Origin of the sequence: Pseudomonas sp. AD21, assembly GCF_002878485.1 — a bacterium.
GTDB lineage: Bacteria > Pseudomonadota > Gammaproteobacteria > Pseudomonadales > Pseudomonadaceae > Aquipseudomonas.
Genome location: NZ_NQYG01000030.1, coordinates 1 through 17,485, shown reverse-complemented (window position 1 = coordinate 17,485; position 17,485 = coordinate 1). Strand labels below are relative to the sequence as shown.

The window sequence follows — 17,485 nt, the reverse complement described above, 5'->3', positions numbered from 1 at the left end:
CAGTCGACACTGATTGGTCTGACACACCGCATTCGCGAGCAAGCCCGTTCCCACCCAAAGCACTCAGCGATCTGCAGACCCAAAATAACCATAAAAATCCGAGGTACTTCCTGTGGCCGTTGAGATCGAAGATAGCCGCTCCGCGCGCTTTGCCCTGCGCTGTTCAAGCTTTGCCGAACGCTGGTTCCCCGACTCCTGGGTGTTCGCCGCGTTGGCGGTGATCATTGTCGCACTGGCCACTATGGCCATGGGCGCCAAACCCACCGATGCCGCGATGGCGTTCGGCGACGGGTTCTGGAGCCTGATCCCGTTCACCATGCAAATGGCCTTCGTGGTGATTGGCGGTTACGTGGTCGCCAGCTCGCCGCCGGCCGTCAAACTGATCGACAAACTGGCACGTATCCCGAAAAACGGCCGCTCCGCCGTGGCCTGGGTCGCGCTGATCTCGATGGTCGCCTCGCTGTTGAACTGGGGCCTGTCGCTGGTGTTCGGCGGTTTGCTGGTGCGCGCCCTCGCCCGCCGCACCGATCTGAAAATGGATTACCGCGCAGCCGGTGCGGCGGCGTACCTGGGCCTGGGCGCGGTCTGGGCGCTGGGGCTGTCGTCATCGGCGGCGCAGTTGCAGGCCAACCCGGCCAGCCTGCCACCGTCGATCCTGTCGATCACCGGGGTGATTCCGTTCACCCAGACCATCTTCCTCTGGCAGTCCGGCGCCATGCTGCTGGCATTGATCGTGATTTCGATCATCGTCGCCTACGCCACCGCGCCCGGCCCGAACTCTGCGCGCGACGCCAAGGATTGCGGCATCGACCCGGCATTCAATCTGCCGCCGCTGCAACCGCGTACCCGGCCAGGTGAGTGGCTGGAGCACAGTCCGTTGCTGATCATTTTGCTGGTGTTGCTGGCGGCCGGCTGGCTGTTCCACGAGTTCTCGACCAAACCGGCGATCACTGCGATTTCCGGGCTCAACACCTATAACTTCCTGTTCATCATGCTCGGCGCCCTGCTGCACTGGCGCCCGCGCAGCTTCCTCGATGCGGTGGCCCGAGCGGTGCCGACCACCACCGGCGTGCTGATCCAGTTCCCGCTGTACGGCTCGATTGCCGCGCTGCTGACTACGGTCAAAGGCGCCGATGCGCAGACGCTGGCGCATCACATCTCGACCTTCTTCGTCAGCATTGCGTCCCACGACACCTATGCGCTGTTGATGGGCGTGTACTCGGCGATTCTCGGTTTCTTCATTCCGTCCGGCGGCGGCAAGTGGATCATCGAGGCGCCATACGTGATGCAAGTCGCCAACGATCTGCAATACCACCTCGGCTGGGCGGTGCAGATCTACAACGCCGCCGAAGCGCTGCCAAACCTGATCAACCCGTTCTACATGCTGCCGCTGCTGGGCGTGCTCGGTCTGAAGGCGCGGGACCTGATCGGCTTCTCGTTCGTGCAACTGCTGGTGCACACGCCGCTGGTGCTGTTCTTGCTGTGGGTGCTGGGGACGACATTGGCGTATACGCCGCCGGTGATGCCGTAGCTTGACGGGATTGCACCTGCCAAATGGCAGGTGCAATCAATGTTACCTGGAGGGTAGGAATCTCAGCAGCTCAGGCAAAGCAACCTGAACCGTTTCCCAAACGACATCCAGATTGATGTCGAAGTAGCCATGAGCGATCCGGTTACGCATCCCGCGCATGCTGCGCCAGGGAGTTTGAGTGTTCTGAGCCGCGAATTCTGGAAAGCGGTCCATTATTTTGGTTGCCGCCTCGCCAATGATGACCAGGCTCATGATGACCGCTTGCTGCGTCCGTTTATCGTCTACGAACTCTTCCTTGCTCAGACCTTCGACGAAGACCAGTGCGTCGCTCGCGGCCTGACGAATGTGCTCAAGGTAATCGCCGAGCCGATTCTCGATCATACGGGACGGGCCTGATCAAGAACCTGCTGACGAAATTTCAGCGGAAGGTCTCCCGGCGTTAACAGATCGACGGTAACCCCCAGCAAGTCCTCAAGTTCAAGCTGTAGTCCACCGAGATCAAACAAGGTGGCGCCAGGCAATGGATCGACCAACAGATCAAGGTCACTGCCTTCCATATCGGTACCCAGCGCTGTCGAGCCAAACACTCGCGGATTGGCCACACGGAATCTGCCGACAACCTCACGGACGGCAGCTCGTTGCAGATCAAGAGCAATGGAAGGCTTCATGGTTCACTCAGGCCAGTTTCGATATCGCAGCAGTCTAGCAGTGCCGAAGGGTCGTAGACACCGCACCATTTTGTAACCCAACCGTCACATTCCCTTGCTAGCGTCCGCCCGAAACAAACTGAAACAGTTAAGCAAAACGGGCTGATAGATGAAAGACGAAACAGACAGCACTGACGCACCTGAATCCGACAACCCCACCGACACCAGTCGCCGCCGCTTCCTCGGCGGGGTCGCTGTCCTCGGTGTGGGTGCCACGCTGGCTGGCTGCGGTAACGCCAGCGATCAGCCGGGCAAACCGGCCGAGCGCCCGCTGACGCCGACCGAGCTGGACAAAGCCCTTCGTGACCAAGTGAAGACCGTGGTGGTGATCTACGCCGAGAACCGCAGCTTCAACAACCTGTTCGGTGATTTCCCCGGTGTCGAGAAACCGCTGTCAGCGCTCAAGCCTGCCGATTATCAGCAACGTGACCGCAACGGCAGTCTGCTGCAGACCTTGCCGCCAGCTTGGGGCGGGGTGTTGCAGATCGGCCCGCAAACCCTCGATGGCGTGACCTACCCCGCCGCCACGCAGTTTCAGGAAAACCTGCCCAACGCACCGTTCGCCCTCAAAGGCCCGAATGGCGAAGACCTGCCGTTCGGCCTGGTCACCCGCGATCTGTGGCACGTGTTCTATCAGAACCAGATGCAGATCAATGGCGGCAAGAACGATGGCTTCGTCGCCTGGGCCGACTCCGGCGGCCTGACCATGGGCCATTACGCCCAGAGCCGTTATTCCCTGCGTCTGTGGGATGTCGCGCAGGAATTCGTACTGTGCGACAACTTCTTCCAGGGTGCCTTCGGTGGTTCGTTCCTCAACCACCAATACCTGATCAGCGCCACCGCGCCGTTCTATCCGGACGCGGCCAATTCGGTGGCCAAGAGTCAGATCGCCACCTTGCAAAGCGATGATCCGAACGATTCGCGCTTGAAACCGCTGGAGCAATCCCCCGCCAGCGCCATGACTGGCCCGCCGCAGTTCGGCCCGAGCGCGTTGACCCCGGACGGCTTCGGCGTCAATACGCTCGCCCCGCCCTACTGGCCAACCTGGATTCGCGACCCGGAGCGTCCGGCGTATTCCAAAGCGGATCTGCCCAACGTCATGGTGCCGCAGACCCACGAACACATCGGCGACAAGCTGTCGAAGAAGAACATTGACTGGGCGTGGTACGCCGGTGCGTGGCAGGCAACGCTGGAGCAGTACAAGGATTCTGGCGGCATTCCGAAAATCCCCAATTTTCAGTATCACCATCAGCCGTTCAACTACTTCAAGCAGCAAGGCCCGGAAAACCCCGTCGAGCGCAATAAACGCCTGCGCGATGCTGGCCTGGGCGATGAGTCGAGCACCAACAAGTTCTTCGCCGATGCCGAGGCCGGCAAGTTGCCGGCGGTGAGTTTCTACAAACCGCAAGGCAACCTGAACATGCACGCCGGTTATGCCGACGTGGCGTCCGGGGATCGGCACATCGTCCGCGCATTGAAGGTGCTGCGCGAAAGCCCGCAGTGGCAAAACATGGTGGTGATTGTGACCGTCGATGAAAACGGCGGTTGGTGGGATCACGTTGCACCGCCCAAGGGCGACCGCTGGGGCCCGGGTTCGCGGGTGCCGGCGCTGGTGGTGTCGCCGTTTGCGCGCAAGGGCACGGTCGATCACACGGTTTACGACACAGCGTCGATCCTGCGACTGATCACTCGAGTGTTCCAGCTCGAAACCCTCGACGGCCTCAAGCAGCGGGATGACGCGATGATCGCCCGCGGTCAGAAACCCATGGGCGATCTGACCAACGCCTTGCATTTTCAAGCCTGAAACCGAGTCCTGCGGGCTGACGCAAAAATCCGTGAATGACGGTTTCTCTGTGCAACACGGCTGATCCAATATGAAGCGCCCCGACATCCCGGGGAACCCACGCTGAAAAGGATCTGAGCATGTTCAAACTCGCAGGACTTATCCCCACCGTACTGGCCCCCACCGCACTGGCCCTCGCCGCGCTCACACTGAGCTCGGCCGCCCACGCCGATGTCGACCTGAAACTGGGCAGCACCGAGCGCGTCACCCGCCTCTTCGCCTACCCCAATAACTGCAGCGTGATCTGCTATCGCAAGTGGTCGCTGGAACAGACCGTCGCCCATTACCTGAGCCAGAGCGTGCAACGCGATGGCTACACCAATGCCAAGGTACTGGTGAAAAACGATAACGGGCAGATTCATGTCGAAATCAGCGGCGTACCGCAAGGCTACGACAAACCGCTGTCGGCACTGCTCGATGCCGGCGATCTGGCCTACAACGGCGCCAGCAAGCTCAACGCCGATGGCAAATGGGCTTACAGCTGGTATCTGTTCCTGCCGCTGGGCATGGCCCTGGAAAACCGCAAGAGCGTCGAGTTGCTGCACTTTCCGCCGGACTATTCGCTGACCCAGGCCCAGGATTACCTGCGCTCGAACACCACGGATCGCTGGGCCACGCTGCTGACCGACAACGGTATCCCGGCCGATCAGACCCCGGCCTATCAGACCATCATCGACATTGCGCCAATCGCGGCGCCGTCCAATGCCGGCAGTGATCTGGAGGGGGTCTACGACTACTTTAAGGATTACCAGACCACACTGGTCAAGCAGTTCAGCCAGACCAGCGCCGGCACCACCTTGCCGATGGTCGCGTTCGGCGCGCCGGTGCGTAACTGGATCAAGCAGCAATACGGGCCGACCGTAGGCGTTTTGGGGCTGGCTACCATCAGCCCGAGTGCGGGGGTGAACGTGCCAGTACTGGGTTCGAACCACCCGAGCTACATCTGGTACGCCGCCGACCCGGCGAGCTACGACGGCGATGAAGCCAAGGCCGACGCCGCCGGGTTGAAGGTCATGGGCCAGGACTTGAGCGCGGCCTGCTGGCAGGCCGGGATGGGCAGCAAACCGGGCACCGACCCGAAAACCCTGCTCAACAGCTGCACGCAGACCTGGCAAGTGACGCAGAAGGTCAAGACCTGCGAGCTGTTCTACACCTCGATCCGCAACCTGACCCCGGCACAGGCTGCCGCCAAGTGCTCGACCACGCCGATCAAGGCGCAACTGCAACAGCTCAAGGGCGAGTTGCCAGCCACTGCAGTGCCTGCACCACACCTCTGATCCGCTGAAAAGGCTTCCCGTGTCAGTCATTGCTGACGCGGGACGCAGCTCTTTTCCCCTGTCAGATCTGACAGTAGACGAGGTGCGTCATTCACGAAATGATTGGATCCAAACAAATAGATTGCAGTGCTGACAGGACGTCAGACCGCGCAAGTCACAACACTTGACGACAGGGAACGTTATGAACAATCACGCACAGCCGCAGCACACTCCCCCTGATACGCCAGGCATCTACCCCTTTGCCGGCTTGCCCGTGCGCCTCGGCTTCCCTTCTACAGTAGATTTCGAAATCGTTCCGGACGGACAGGGTCACTCGACAGTGGTGGCACGCCGGGAATTCCTGCGCATCACCCGGATGTGCCGTATTTCCGGGCAACTGTTGCCCTATCGCTGTCGCCAGACCCGGCAGCTACTGACCGGAATCCATATCTACGACCCGCGCTTTTGCGGGCTGCTCGAACATGCCTGCGACCCGAATGTGTTCCTCGACATGAGCGAACTGTGGCTCTGGGCACTGCGCGATATTCACCCGGGTGAACGCCTGACCATCGACTTCGCCGCCACCGAAGATCGCCTGTTGCAACAGTTTGCCTGCACCTGCGGCGGGCCGCGCTGCCGAGGGTGGATCACCGGTTACGATGAACCACCCAGTATCGAGGGCCAGCATTTCCTGCAGCACTGGCGGCATGCGCACTGATCGGGCTTACAACGCCCCGACCGGGCGCAGACGGTATTGCGGCGGCAGTTGTTCGAAACCGCTGATCGTGGTGTTCAGGCTTTTCCAGCGACCGTCCTTGATGCCATAGATGCAACCGTGAATCGACAGGCTCTGCCCGCGATGCCAGGCGTTCTGGATGATGCTGGTGTGGGCGACGTTGGCCACTTGCTGGACGACATTGAGTTCGCACAGCCGGTCGACCTGTTCCTCTTCGGTCGGCAGCTTGGCCAGCTCTTCACGTTTTTCGTAGTACAGATCGCGGATCGAGCGCAGCCAGCCGTCAATCAGGCCGAACTGGCGATCCTGCATCGATACGCGCACACCGCCGCAACCGTAGTGGCCGGTGACGAGGATGTGTTTGACCTTGAGCACATCGACTGCGTACTGGATCACCGACAGGCAGTTGAGGTCGGTGTGCAGCACCACGTTGGCGACGTTGCGGTGCACGAACAGATCGCCCGGCAGCATGCCGACGATTTCGTTGGCCGGCACCCGTGCGTCGGAGCAGCCGATCCACAGATACTCAGGGGTCTGCTGGCGCGCCAGCTTGGCGAAGAAATCCGGGTCTTCCTTGGTGATCGCGTCAGCCCAACGCTCGTTGTTATCAATCAGGTCTTGTAAGTCGTGCATGGTGTAAGGCCTCAAGAAAGATGCGCTGGTATGACAGACGACCGCCCGTCGGGGTCACGCAAGAACCGCAGGTGTTTTTCTTTGGAATTCTCGTGTTCCCGGTGAGTCCACTCAGTAAGGCCCACAGTATGAGGAATTGCCATGACTGATTCACGACGTCCGTACGATGCGGTGCAACCGGAACCCATCGATGATAACGAAGACCGCATGGGCTCGGTGCATGAGCTGGATTTCGATGAAGACGAACCCAGCGCGAAAATCGGCGACGAGATTCCAGAGCGCGAACGCGAGCAACTGATGCCGAACGAGCGGGTGCGTGAGGCCGGGTTTACCGGCGCATCGAAAGCAGACCATGAACCCACCGACGATGACTTGAGCCCGGAAACGCTGATTCATGAAGACGGCGCCCGGGACGCCGAAGAAGCCGGCGAAGGCAACCAGGCGGATTGGGACTTGAGCATTGTCGACGAGGATGACATCGGCGGCGGCAATGGTCTGGATGAAGCGGAGCTGGCACGGCGTGATCCGCTGGATGGCAACCGCTGATCGTTGTTGCCTGAGAGGCCGCCTTCGCGAGCAAGCCCGCTCTCACATGGGTTTTGAGTCGTTCACACATGTTGTGATCAACCCAAAACCCATGTGAGAGCGGGCTTGCTTGCGAAGCTTTTAAGGCTTAGTCAACCAAAGTGCAGGCCATGACCACAGCATCTTCACGCCCGCCCACCGCCGGATAATAATCCCGACGCCGGCCAATCTCGTTGAAGCCATAGCGCTCGTACAATTTGAACGCCGCCGTATTGCTGTCACGCACTTCCAGAAAACACTCCCGAGCGTTAGCCTTGTAGGCAATCGACATCAGGTGCTCCAGCAACGTCAGCCCCAGCCCACGCCCCTGATTCTCCGGTTTGACGGTAATGTTGAGCAGATGCGCCTCATCCAGAATGATCTGCACCACTCCGTGGCCGACCTGCTGCTGACCTTCGAACATCAGCCAGATCTGGTACTTGCCCAGCCCGTCGAGAAAAATCCCGCGGGTCCAGGGATGGCTGTACGCCGCGTATTCAATCTTCAATACAGCGTCCAGGTCCGCCTCGGTCATCGGGCGGAACGATACAGCTTCACTCATTCGATTCTTTCCAGCGCGCCATCAGCCGACGCATGGCTTGCCACACAGCGGCTTTGCGCTGTGGCTCTTCCATCAACAATTCCAGACCGGGAATGGCCCAGGCCAGGCCCAGCCCTTCAATCTGCAATTCACTATTGAACGCCTCGGCATCCGCTTCACCAGCAAAGCGCACCGCCGGCAGGCCAATCAGCCACAGGCAGGTGCAGGGCGCCGTTTCCATTTGCACCGAAAGGAACCCCTGCACAAAGTCGCGGGCGGCTTCCGGGCCTTGATCCATGGTGCCGCGGTTCAACCACGGCCAGCGCACCGGCTCGCCGACGATTTGCGGTGCGTCCGGCAGACCGGCAGCGCGCAGCATGTCTTTAAGCAGCAGATAGGCCGGATCGCGGCTCTGGAACGCTTCGCCTGTGGGTAACTCCACCAGCAGCAGACACGCCCCGGCGCGCAGCAATTGCAGGGCGAAGCGCGGTGGCGGCGCGGGCGCGGGCTTGACGACGACCGGCGCCTCTTCGACCTCTTCCACCGGTTTGGCGCCATTGCGGGTACTGGCGAGCGAGGGGCGCGGCACTTCGATTTTTGGCCGCTCCACCGGACGGGCGGCAGGTTGCACCGCCGCTTCGGCCTGCACAACCGGCATCACCGCGACCTCAGGTTCAGGCTCGTGCATGTCCAGCAGCTCGGGCCGCGACGGTGCGGCGAAAGGCAATTCGGTGCGCGGCAGCCAGTTGACCACCTGCATGGCGTTCAAATAGGCGCGGCGGCGGGACTCGATAAGCAAAGGTCGGCCACTTGTGGATAACTGAAAGTGCGCTGATTCTACCGCCCTTCGCTCAAGATCGCCCGTTGTTGATCGATAGACTTGACCTAAAGAAAGCGACAGCCTGTCCCCGAGAGTGAATCGTATCCTTCGTGATGCAGTACAATCGCGGCTTTTAATCGCCAACCAGCCGGCCATTCCGATGATCGAACCCAAGCGCGTCTTGCGCGCCCTCGCTGAACACTGGGCACTTCTGGAGCCACTGTGCGAGCACTTCGACCAAGGCACCCTGAGCCTCAACGAACTGCGCACGCAACTGGCCGCCCAACAACTGGACAGCACGCCGCAGGACATCACCAGCCTGCTCGACGTGTGGATTCGCCTCGACATCCTGATTCCTGTCGCGAAAAGCCCGAACCGTTTCGAGCTCAATGCACAGATCCACGATTTCCTCGCCTACCTGCGCCGTGAGCACCGTCTGGGCCTGTGCCTGGAGATTGAAGCCTACCTGCGCCACCTCGAACGTCTGGCCGGTTACATTCAGGACGCGTTCGACATTCGCGACGGCCACGACCTCGCTCGCCAGTTGCGCCTGCTCGACATGCGCGTGCGCGACGTGTTGAAGAAGCTCGACAACGACGAGCAGGCACTGGTGGCCGTGGCCGAACGGGCCAAGACCAGCGACCGGCAGATTCCGCTGCGCCAGCGTTACGCCGAAGTACTGGCGACGTGGGACGAATACGTCGAGCCAATGATCGATCTGGTGAACGCCGACGGCGCCTTCGAACAAGGCGTGCGCAAGGTCGAAACCGTGCTACTGAAGATGCTCAGCGAACAGCAACGTCTCGGCCATCTGGTTGACGACGACATGCTCCTGCGCACCCACGCGCGCATCCTCGAAATGCAGACCAGCGCGCAACTGACCTTGCGTCATGCCCGCGAACTATTGCTGCCGCTGCGTGAAGAAGCGCGCCGGCACAACGCCGTGACCCGTGGTGCCGCACTCGCACTGGCGGCGATTCGCCGTAAAGGCATCGATGCCGTGCCGCAAGCGGCGATGCCGCTGTTCACCCGGCCGCAAAGCACCTTCCTCGGCAGCGCCAGTCAGGTCGAAGCTTACGTTTACGCTTTGGCCCGATTCGAACCAAAACCGGCACGCTTCCCGAAAGCGCACAAAACACAAAAATCCGGCGACGCGCCACGTGCACCACGCACCGTGCGCGAGATGGTCGAGCGTTGCGAAGAGTCCCTGCCAATGCCGGATCTGATGACCTGGCTGCTGGAGCAGGAGCCGGACGGCGCCACTGACGAATTGCTCTACTGGTTCTCGCGCCTGTCGCGGGAAAAACGCTTCAAGCGCGAGCGTCTGGAACGCCGCGAATACCACACTCACGAGCACCAGGTCAGCCTGCGCTCCTTCGCCCTGCTCTCGGCCCGCGACACCGCCGCCGAGGATTCTGCGAGCATCCCCAATGCATCTTGATCTCTCCGAACTGTCCCAACTGGCGCCGATCTTCCGCGAGCTGTTCAAGGGCTACCACGTCAGCCGCCGCGACCCGGAGCTGTACGCGCAACTGTCGAACTTCCAGGATCAGTACCGCACGCTGTTCAAGGCCCTGGGTTTTGAACTGGTCTGCGACACCCGTGGTTTCTACTACTTCGTGCCGGACATGGCCGCCGCGGCGGTGAACAAGACCGCCCAGCGTCTGGCGCTGTTCACCTTCATCCTCGTCGAGCATCTGGCCGACCAGGGCCGCGACCCGATCGCCGTGCTCGACGGTGGCAGCCTCGGCCGTGAAGAACTGCCGTCGCTGTTGGAAAAGTACCGCGACCTGTTCATTCAGGCCGAAGTGCAGACCGTTGAAGAACTCGAAGAAAAGATCATGCGTCGCATGACTCAACTCGGTTTCGCCGGCGAAGAAAACGGCGTGTACCGTTTCTTGCCGCCGATGCACCGTTTCCTTGATGTGTGCCTGTCGGTGCAGCAAGACCGCGATCTGGCCGCTAGCGTCCACAGCGTATTGCCGCTGCCGGCACCGGTGCTGATCGACGAAGAAGCCGAAGCCAAATTCCTCGAAACCGACGATCCGCTTGATCTGTCCGAATTTGCAGAAGAAAGCGAAGAAGACGCACTGGCCCGCGCCATTGCCGAAGAACAGGAGTCCGACGCATGAGCCAGGAACGCTACGGCATCCGCCGCTTTGCCCTTTTGAACACCGCCGGTTACAGCCTCGGCCTGTTCCCGCTGGAAGAACCGCTGTCGGTCTACGGCGCGAACAACCTCGGTAAATCGGCGTCGATCAACGCCTTGCAGTTCCCGATTCTGGCGCGCATGTCGGACATGAGTTTCGGCAAGTACAGCCTGGAACAATCGCGGCGTTTCTACTTCGCCTCCGACACCAGTTACATCCTTGTCGAAGTGAACCTGCCCCACGGCCCGCACGTGATTGGCGTGGTCGGTCGTGGCCCGGGCGGCGGTTTCGGTCACCAGTTCTTCGCCTATGCCGGCAAACTCGATCTGGCGCATTACCAAAAGAACGATACCTGCCTGCGTCAGAAAGAGCTGTTCAGCAACCTTGAGAAAGAAGGCCTGAAAGCCTACGAACTCAAGCCGGACGAACTGCGTCGTCTGCTGGTTGGCGGCCACACCTCAATCCCGCTCGACCTGACCCTGATCCCGCTGCGCTCCACCAGCGAGCAGAGCCTGAAGACGTTCCGCGCGCTGTTCATCAACCTGCTGCACATGCGTGAAATCACCGCAGCCAAGCTCAAGCAACTGTTCCTCGATGCCTTCGAGCACAGCCTGCGTTCCGGCAGTGTCGATTACATCGCCGCGTGCGAAGAAGCCTTCCGCGACGTGCGCCGGATGGAACAGGACTACAACTCGCTGGTCGCGGCCGGCCCACTGGTCGAGGCCTTGGCCAACGGCGTGAAACAGCGTGACGTGCTACGCGGAAAACTGCATCGCCTGTCACCGCTGCTCGATTCGTTGCTCGGCACATGGTCGGACTACGCCAGTGCGCGCAAAGAAGAACTGACGATTCAGGCCGACCATTACCGTGGCGAGCAGGACAGTCTGCAAAACGATCAGCGCGGCGGCACCCAGGAGCTGATGCGTCTGGAGCGGGAGATTTCCGGCATCCAGCGCTGGCTGGGTGAGTTGTCGGTGCTGAAGAATCGTTTTGCCTTGGTCGATGACGTCAAAGTGCTGGAGCAACAATTGCTCGCGGCCAAAGACGCTCACGACGAACTGGCCGGTGCTCTGGCGCAATCGCGTCAGTTCAGCGCCGAGGATCTGGAAGAGCGGCTGCGCGATCTGGAAAAACGCCTGAAGTCGGTGAAACTGCAACTCGATCACGCCGACAACAACAGCTACGCCCGTCTGCGCGAAGAATTCTCGCAACAGGACGTCGAGCGTCTGATGCGCCTGTTCAACAGCGCACTGTTCAGCCTGCCGCTGGGCGAGCACGGCATCACCCTCGATGAAGACGGCGAGTGGGTCAAATCGGTCGAGTTGATCCTTGATGGCTTCAAGGGTGAGCGTTTCGAAGTGCCGGGCCTGTCGATCGACATCTCGCACATCGAGCCGCCAGCCCTGCAAGCGCTGGCTGACCGTGCCGCACTGCGTGATCAGAAAGAGCGTCTGGAAAAAGAACTCAAGCAACTGAAAACCCAGCAAGCCGTTGCTGCTGACCGTGCTGCGAGCAAGACCCAGACCGAAGCGCTGTACCAGCAAGTGCTGGATGCGCAGAAAGCCCTGGAAGATTTCCGCCGCACCCAGACACTGAGCGCTGAAGAAGGCGACAAGCTCGAACAACTGGCGCAGATGGAAGGCGCGCAGGACGAACTCAAGCGTTCCAGCGACGCGTTCACCGAGCGCGTCCAGCAACTGTCGGCCAAGCTGCAACTGGTCGGCCGGCAGATCGCCGACATGGAAGCCAAGCAACGCACCCTCGACGATGCACTGCGCCGTCGTCAGTTGCTGCCGACAGATCTGCCGTTCGGTACGCCGTTCATGGATCCGGTCGACGATTCGATGGACAACCTGCTGCCGCTGCTCAACGACTATCAGGACAGCTGGCAAGGCCTGCTGCGCGCCGACGGTCAGATCGAAGCGCTGTACGCACAAGTGCGTCTGAAAGGCGTGGCCAAGTTCGACAGCGAAGACGATATGGAGCGCCGCCTGTCACTGCTGATCAACGCTTACGCGCACCGTACCGATGAAGCCCTGACGCTGGGCAAGGCGCGTCGTGCGGCGGTCACCGACATCGCTCGCACCCTGCGCAATATTCGCAGCGACTACGACAGCCTCGAACATCAACTGGCGCTGTTCAACCGCGAGATCAACAAGCGTCAGGTCTCCAACCTGCAGAGCTTCCGTATCGTGCTTGCGCCGAACAAGGAAGCGCTCAAGCACATCGACCAGATCATCCATAGCGCCGGTCAGTACGAAGAAGGCGAAACCCTGTCGGTGTTCGACCTCAGCCAGAGCGCCGAGCAGGACAACAAGAACGAAGAGGCCAAGGAATATCTGGCTCGGTTGGTGGCAGCGAACCACAACCAGCTCGGTCTCAAGGACTTGTTCGAACTGGCGTTCGAGATCACCAAGGTCAACGGTCAGCCGGTTATCCACACCGACATCGATGGCGCGGCGTCCAACGGCACCACCATGACCATCAAGGCGCTGACCAACATGTACTTGTTGCTGCACTTGATGGACCGTGACCTCGCCGGTCGTGTGCGCCTGCCGTACTACCTCGACGAGGCGGCGGACATCGATGAGAAGAACCAGGCCGCCCTGCTGGAAACCAGCCTGCAACTGGGCTTCGTGCCGATTCTGGCGAGTGTGAAGCCGCAGGTCTGCGCCAGTGTCGCCATCGACCTGGAAGGCGGCAGCGGGCCTGCGGGCATCTACATCGACGAGGCGGACTGGAAGTACATCCGTCGCCATGATGTGGTGAAAGCCACGGTCAATGTTGAAGCAGATGAACCGGAGCTGGATGCGGTTTGATCGGCGTCAGCTGAAGGCAAAAAAAGGGCCGCGATCTGATGGGATCGCGGCCCTTTTTTATGGCGTTGGATTTGTTCTGGCGCTTAGGGCCCTATCGCGAGCAGGCTCACTCCTACAGTTGGAATACCTTCCCCTATAGGAGTGAGCCTGCTCGCGATGACGCCACTCCAGACACAGCTGAATTACTTACCGAGTGGAATCTTCGGCGCCCAGCTCAGCCACTCATCCTCGAACTTGTCGAACAGCGGGAACGTTTGCTCAGGCCGCGCAGGGTTGCCCATGCGTTCGCCGTCCGGCGTGGCGAAGGCGATGCCGCCCTGAATCGCCGTCTCCAGTGACTCCGTGCGTACCGTCACTCCCTTGAACAGACCGATATCAAAACCGACGCCACTGGTGTTCCAGAACCGCGTACCGCTACGCACCAGCGGCGCGTACTTCGGCTCGATCAAAATGTGCACCAATACCCGATCAGCTGTCTGCCCCAGCTCATAACCCGTGACCTTGCCCACGGTGATTTCGCGGTAAGTCACCGGCACGCCAGGCTTGAGCGAACCACGACGGGCCGCACTCAACACCAGACTCAAACCGGCTTCCTGCCTGGACACTTCCGGCGGATTGGCCAGCGCAACGAAATTCTTCTGCGGGCCAAGGTTCTTCGCCGCCGGTTGCACCTCCAGGTACTGCCCGGTGACCAGGGTTTCCAGATTCTGGGTCTTGATCAGCCCCAACTCAGGCTTGACCACCCAGAACTGGCTGCCAACCCGCGCAATGCGCTCCGGCACTTCAGTGATCCGCGCGGTGATCATTACCGATTGCAGGTCATCTGTCAGATCAACGTCTTCAATCTTGCCGACATCCAGCCCTTTGAAACGGATCGGCGTACCCGGGCGCAAACCATCGGCGCGGTCAACCTTGATCGTCACCACCGTGCCTTTCTGGTTGGCCTCATCATGGTTGGCGAACAGACGGAAACGCGGAATGCGCTTTTGCAACGGCGCCTTGGCTTGCGGTGTTTCGAAGGCAATACCACCGGCCATCAGTGTCTGCAATGACTCGCTCTTCACTTGAATCCCACCTGTCAGACCACCGGTGAGAGTGATTCCGCTGACGTTCCAAAAGCGAGTCGAGGCGTTGACCAGGTTTTCGTATTCCTTCTCGATATGGACGCCGATCACCAATTGTTTTTTGGTCCTGGAGAACTGATAGCTCTGTACCGAGCCGACCTTGACCTGTTTATACAGAATCGGGCTACCGACTTCGATCGAACCCAGAGCGTCGGTGAACAACACCAGATGCAGGCCCGGTGCGCGCAGGTCCAATGGTGGCGCTTTTGGCCGTGCCTCGAATTCGCGCTTCGGCGCGGCACCTTTGTCGCCAGGGCGTACAGCGATGTAGTTACCTTTCACCAGCGCTTCGAGCCCGGTGATCCCGGCCAGGGAAATCGACGGCTTGACCACCCAGAATTGCGTGCCGTCGACCAGATAGTCTTCAGCCAGAGGGTCAAGGGTAAGCTCGGCCGTGGCGCTGTTCAGATCCGGATCGATTTTCAACGCCTTCAGGTTACCGACCTGAATGCCCTTGTACATGACCGGCGTTCGGCCAGCCTGCAAGCCCTCGAAGTCGCTGAGTTTGACCTTTACCCGAATACCGGCAGCCGCGGCGTCGAAATCTTCATAGAGACGGAACGGCAGGCTTGGATCGGTAGGCGGACTGTCCTTGCGGTTCTCCGGTGTGGCGAAGGCGATACCGCCGGCGACGATGCTCGCCAGAGACTCGCTGCGCACTTTTACTCCCGACAGATTGGCGTCGATACTGATGCCGCTGGCATTCCAGAAGCGCGTGTGTTTGCGCACCAGTTTGGCGTAGGTCGGCTCGATGAACACTTTGAGTTCAACAGTGCTCTGGTCTTCGGAGAGCACGTAGCTTTTGATCTGCCCGACCTTGATCTGCTTGTAGAACACCGGGCTGCCACGGTTCAGCGAGCCGAGGCGATCCGCCTTGATGGTCAGGTGCAGACCGGGCTTGGAATCCGACAGCGGCGGTTCTTCGGCCAGCGCCTTGAACTTGCGGGTCGGTTCGCCTTCACCCGGGCTGATGGCCACGTAGTTACCCGAGACCAAGGTTTCCAGGCCAGTGATACCGGCCAGGGTCACGCTCGGTTTCACCAGCCAGAAACGCGTGCTGGTCTTGAGGTATTGCTCGACATCCTTGTTCATCTCGACGGTGGCGATGACCCCTTTGGAGTTGCCTTCGTCGTCGAGCTTCAGCGCCTTCACCTTACCGACCGACATGCCTTTGTACATGACCTCGGTCTTGTTGGCCTGGATGCCTTCACCGCTTTCGAAACGCACCTGAATCTCGATGCCGGTTTCGTTATAGGCACGCCAGCCGAGCCAGCCGCCGATGATCAGGGCAATCAGGGGCAATACCCAAATGGCAGACCAGTTGGAGGCCGGCCGGGTTTTCGCTACGGGCAAATCAGTCATGGTCGTCGTCCGACTCCGTGTTATCCCAAATCAGTCGGGGATCGAAAGTTACTGCGGCAAGCATCGTCAGAATCACCACACTGGCGAAGGCGATGGCGCCAAGATTAGCTTCGACACTGGCAAGCCGGCCGAAGTTGACGACCGCCACCAGAATGGCGATCACAAAGATATCGAGCATCGACCAGCGACCGATGAACTCGATGAAGCGGTACATCCAGATCCGCTGCCGTGCAGACAATGGCTGGCGTCGCTGAACCGAAAACAACAGCAGCGCGATACCCACCAACTTGAAGGTCGGCACCAAGATGCTCGCGATAAACACCACAGCGGCGATTGGAATCATGCCGTGCTGCACCAACTGAATGACACCGGACATGATCGTGCTTGGATCACCCTGCCCCAGGGAGCTGACGGTCATGATCGGCAGCACATTAGCCGGAATATAGATAATCGCCGCGGTGATCAGCAGTGCCCAGGTTCGAGCCAGGCTGTTCGGGCGACGGGCATGCACCAGCGCCCCACAGCGGGTACAGGTTTGTTCTTCCGAGTCTTTTTCCTGTCTGTTCAATTCGTGGCATTCAGCACAAATCAGAATGCCCGCATCAATCGCCCGCATGAGGGTCTTCTCCTGATAGCGCCTGCCAGATCTGATGCGGTGACATCACCACTTCCAGCCAGACCTGAACCAACAACAAACCGACAAAACATGCCAGACCGAGGCCAACAGTGATGGCCGCCATGTCTGCCAGTTTGACGATCGCCACCAACACGCCCATGAGGTAGACCTCAAGCATTCCCCAATCTTTGAGGTGGTGGTAAATGCGATACAGCAACAAGCCGTAGCTGCGCCCGATGTTGAAACGGATCGTCAGCAATACGAATAACTGGCAGAGCAACTTGAGCAACGGAATCGCCATACTGCAGAGAAATACGACGACGGAAACACCGCGCATATCGGTATCGAACAAGCCGACAACACCGCTCCAGACGGTGTCCTGCGACGACTGTCCGAGTACATTCAGCTGCATGATGGGTAAAAAGTTCGCTGGCACGAACAACAGCAATGCAGCGATGACCAGAGCAAGGCTGCGCTGCACCACGTTATAGCGGTGGGCATACAACTCATAACCGCAGCGTGGACACAGGGCTTTCTCGCCGTGGGCAAGCTTTGGCTTGCGCATCAGCAGGTCGCACTCGTGACAGGCCACCAGGTCTTCCAGCGGTAATTCTGACAGCCCGCGGGCGTCAACCGACTCTGACATAAAGGCTCTGACTCCGAAAAAGATGGGGCTATTCTAGTGTTCTGATTCGAAAATAACTGTGCAAATTTGTTCGCTGGCTAAGTAAAAAACTTTCCTGCGGGCAAAACAAAACCCCAATTGCTTTCGCAATTGGGGTT

The 17,485-nt window shown here is 60.0% G+C and carries 16 protein-coding genes; 8 read left to right on the top strand and 8 right to left on the bottom strand.

Annotation, left to right across the window (positions count from 1 at the left end; all coding sequences use genetic code 11):
- Nucleotides 1-112 precede the first annotated feature (112 nt).
- Nucleotides 113-1,531 (top strand): short-chain fatty acid transporter, encoded by a 1,419-nt coding sequence (locus PseAD21_RS17910; RefSeq protein ID WP_102356825.1) that lies wholly within the window; start codon nt 113-115, stop codon nt 1,529-1,531.
- Between the two features lie 42 nt (nt 1,532-1,573).
- Here the strand turns inward: PseAD21_RS17910 and PseAD21_RS17905 are convergent, their stop codons facing one another.
- A complete protein-coding gene (locus PseAD21_RS17905; RefSeq protein WP_102356824.1) occupies nt 1,574-1,912 on the bottom strand; it encodes a DUF86 domain-containing protein in 339 nt (112 codons plus the stop codon).
- Complete coding sequence (locus PseAD21_RS17900; protein ID WP_102356823.1) at nt 1,909-2,199, bottom strand: nucleotidyltransferase family protein; 291 nt, start codon at nt 2,197-2,199, stop codon at nt 1,909-1,911. The genes PseAD21_RS17905 and PseAD21_RS17900 overlap by 4 nt, the downstream gene beginning before the upstream one ends.
- Nucleotides 2,200-2,347: 148 nt before the next feature.
- Here PseAD21_RS17900 and acpA point away from each other — a divergent pair, with 148 nt between their 5' ends.
- The 3 genes from acpA (at nt 2,348) to PseAD21_RS17885 (ending at nt 6,055) form a co-directional block, all read left to right on the top strand.
- Nucleotides 2,348-4,042: an acid phosphatase gene (gene acpA / locus PseAD21_RS17895; protein ID WP_102356822.1), complete on the top strand. Its 1,695-nt coding sequence runs from the start codon at nt 2,348-2,350 to the stop codon at nt 4,040-4,042.
- Nucleotides 4,043-4,161: 119 nt separating this feature from the next.
- Nucleotides 4,162-5,358 carry a hypothetical protein gene (locus tag PseAD21_RS17890; protein ID WP_102356821.1) on the top strand — a complete coding sequence of 399 codons (1,197 nt, stop codon included), beginning with the start codon at nt 4,162-4,164 and terminating at the stop codon, nt 5,356-5,358.
- A gap of 181 nt (nt 5,359-5,539) precedes the next feature.
- On the top strand, nt 5,540-6,055 hold the full coding sequence (locus tag PseAD21_RS17885) for an SET domain-containing protein-lysine N-methyltransferase (protein ID WP_102356820.1): 516 nt from the start codon (nt 5,540-5,542) through the stop codon (nt 6,053-6,055).
- A gap of 6 nt (nt 6,056-6,061) precedes the next feature.
- Here PseAD21_RS17885 and can read toward each other — a convergent pair whose 3' ends face one another.
- A complete protein-coding gene (gene can / locus PseAD21_RS17880; protein WP_102356819.1) occupies nt 6,062-6,706 on the bottom strand; it encodes a carbonate dehydratase in 645 nt (214 codons plus the stop codon).
- Between the two features lie 141 nt (nt 6,707-6,847).
- On the opposite strand from can, the gene PseAD21_RS17875 reads away from it, so the two are divergent.
- Nucleotides 6,848-7,252 (top strand): serine kinase/phosphatase, encoded by a 405-nt coding sequence (locus PseAD21_RS17875; protein WP_102356818.1) that lies wholly within the window; start codon nt 6,848-6,850, stop codon nt 7,250-7,252.
- A 127-nt stretch (nt 7,253-7,379) separates the two neighbouring features.
- Here the strand turns inward: PseAD21_RS17875 and rimI are convergent, their stop codons facing one another.
- Together rimI and PseAD21_RS17865 are read right to left on the bottom strand one after the other, a co-directional pair.
- Nucleotides 7,380-7,832, bottom strand: a complete 453-nt coding sequence (gene rimI, locus PseAD21_RS17870) for a ribosomal protein S18-alanine N-acetyltransferase (RefSeq protein ID WP_102356817.1) — start codon at nt 7,830-7,832, stop codon at nt 7,380-7,382.
- The gene (locus PseAD21_RS17865) at nt 7,825-8,571 is read right to left on the bottom strand and encodes an energy transducer TonB (RefSeq protein ID WP_102356816.1); all 747 of its coding nucleotides are present in this window, start codon (nt 8,569-8,571) and stop codon (nt 7,825-7,827) included. The genes rimI and PseAD21_RS17865 overlap by 8 nt, the downstream gene beginning before the upstream one ends.
- Nucleotides 8,572-8,791: 220 nt before the next feature.
- Here PseAD21_RS17865 and mksB point away from each other — a divergent pair, with 220 nt between their 5' ends.
- Genes mksB through mksF form a run of 3 tightly spaced genes read left to right on the top strand, consistent with a single transcriptional unit; the run spans nt 8,792 to nt 13,600 of the window.
- The gene (gene mksB / locus PseAD21_RS17860; protein WP_178082141.1) at nt 8,792-10,072 is read left to right on the top strand and encodes an Mks condensin complex protein MksB; all 1,281 of its coding nucleotides are present in this window, start codon (nt 8,792-8,794) and stop codon (nt 10,070-10,072) included.
- Nucleotides 10,062-10,763, top strand: coding sequence for an Mks condensin complex protein MksE (gene mksE / locus PseAD21_RS17855; protein WP_102356814.1), 702 nt, complete (start codon nt 10,062-10,064; stop codon nt 10,761-10,763). The genes mksB and mksE overlap by 11 nt, the downstream gene beginning before the upstream one ends.
- Nucleotides 10,760-13,600 (top strand): Mks condensin complex protein MksF, encoded by a 2,841-nt coding sequence (mksF, locus tag PseAD21_RS17850; RefSeq protein WP_102356813.1) that lies wholly within the window; start codon nt 10,760-10,762, stop codon nt 13,598-13,600. The genes mksE and mksF overlap by 4 nt, the downstream gene beginning before the upstream one ends.
- Before the next feature lie 182 nt (nt 13,601-13,782).
- Here mksF and PseAD21_RS17845 read toward each other — a convergent pair whose 3' ends face one another.
- From PseAD21_RS17845 to PseAD21_RS17835, 3 genes are read right to left on the bottom strand one after another with little or no spacing between them, the layout of a single operon-like run.
- Nucleotides 13,783-16,086 (bottom strand): PqiB family protein, encoded by a 2,304-nt coding sequence (locus tag PseAD21_RS17845; protein WP_102356812.1) that lies wholly within the window; start codon nt 16,084-16,086, stop codon nt 13,783-13,785.
- On the bottom strand, nt 16,079-16,702 hold the full coding sequence (locus tag PseAD21_RS17840) for a paraquat-inducible protein A (protein ID WP_102356811.1): 624 nt from the start codon (nt 16,700-16,702) through the stop codon (nt 16,079-16,081). Before PseAD21_RS17840 ends, PseAD21_RS17845 begins: the two co-directional genes overlap by 8 nt.
- Nucleotides 16,689-17,348 carry a paraquat-inducible protein A gene (locus PseAD21_RS17835; protein WP_102356810.1) on the bottom strand — a complete coding sequence of 220 codons (660 nt, stop codon included), beginning with the start codon at nt 17,346-17,348 and terminating at the stop codon, nt 16,689-16,691. Before PseAD21_RS17835 ends, PseAD21_RS17840 begins: the two co-directional genes overlap by 14 nt.
- Nucleotides 17,349-17,485 lie beyond the last annotated feature (137 nt).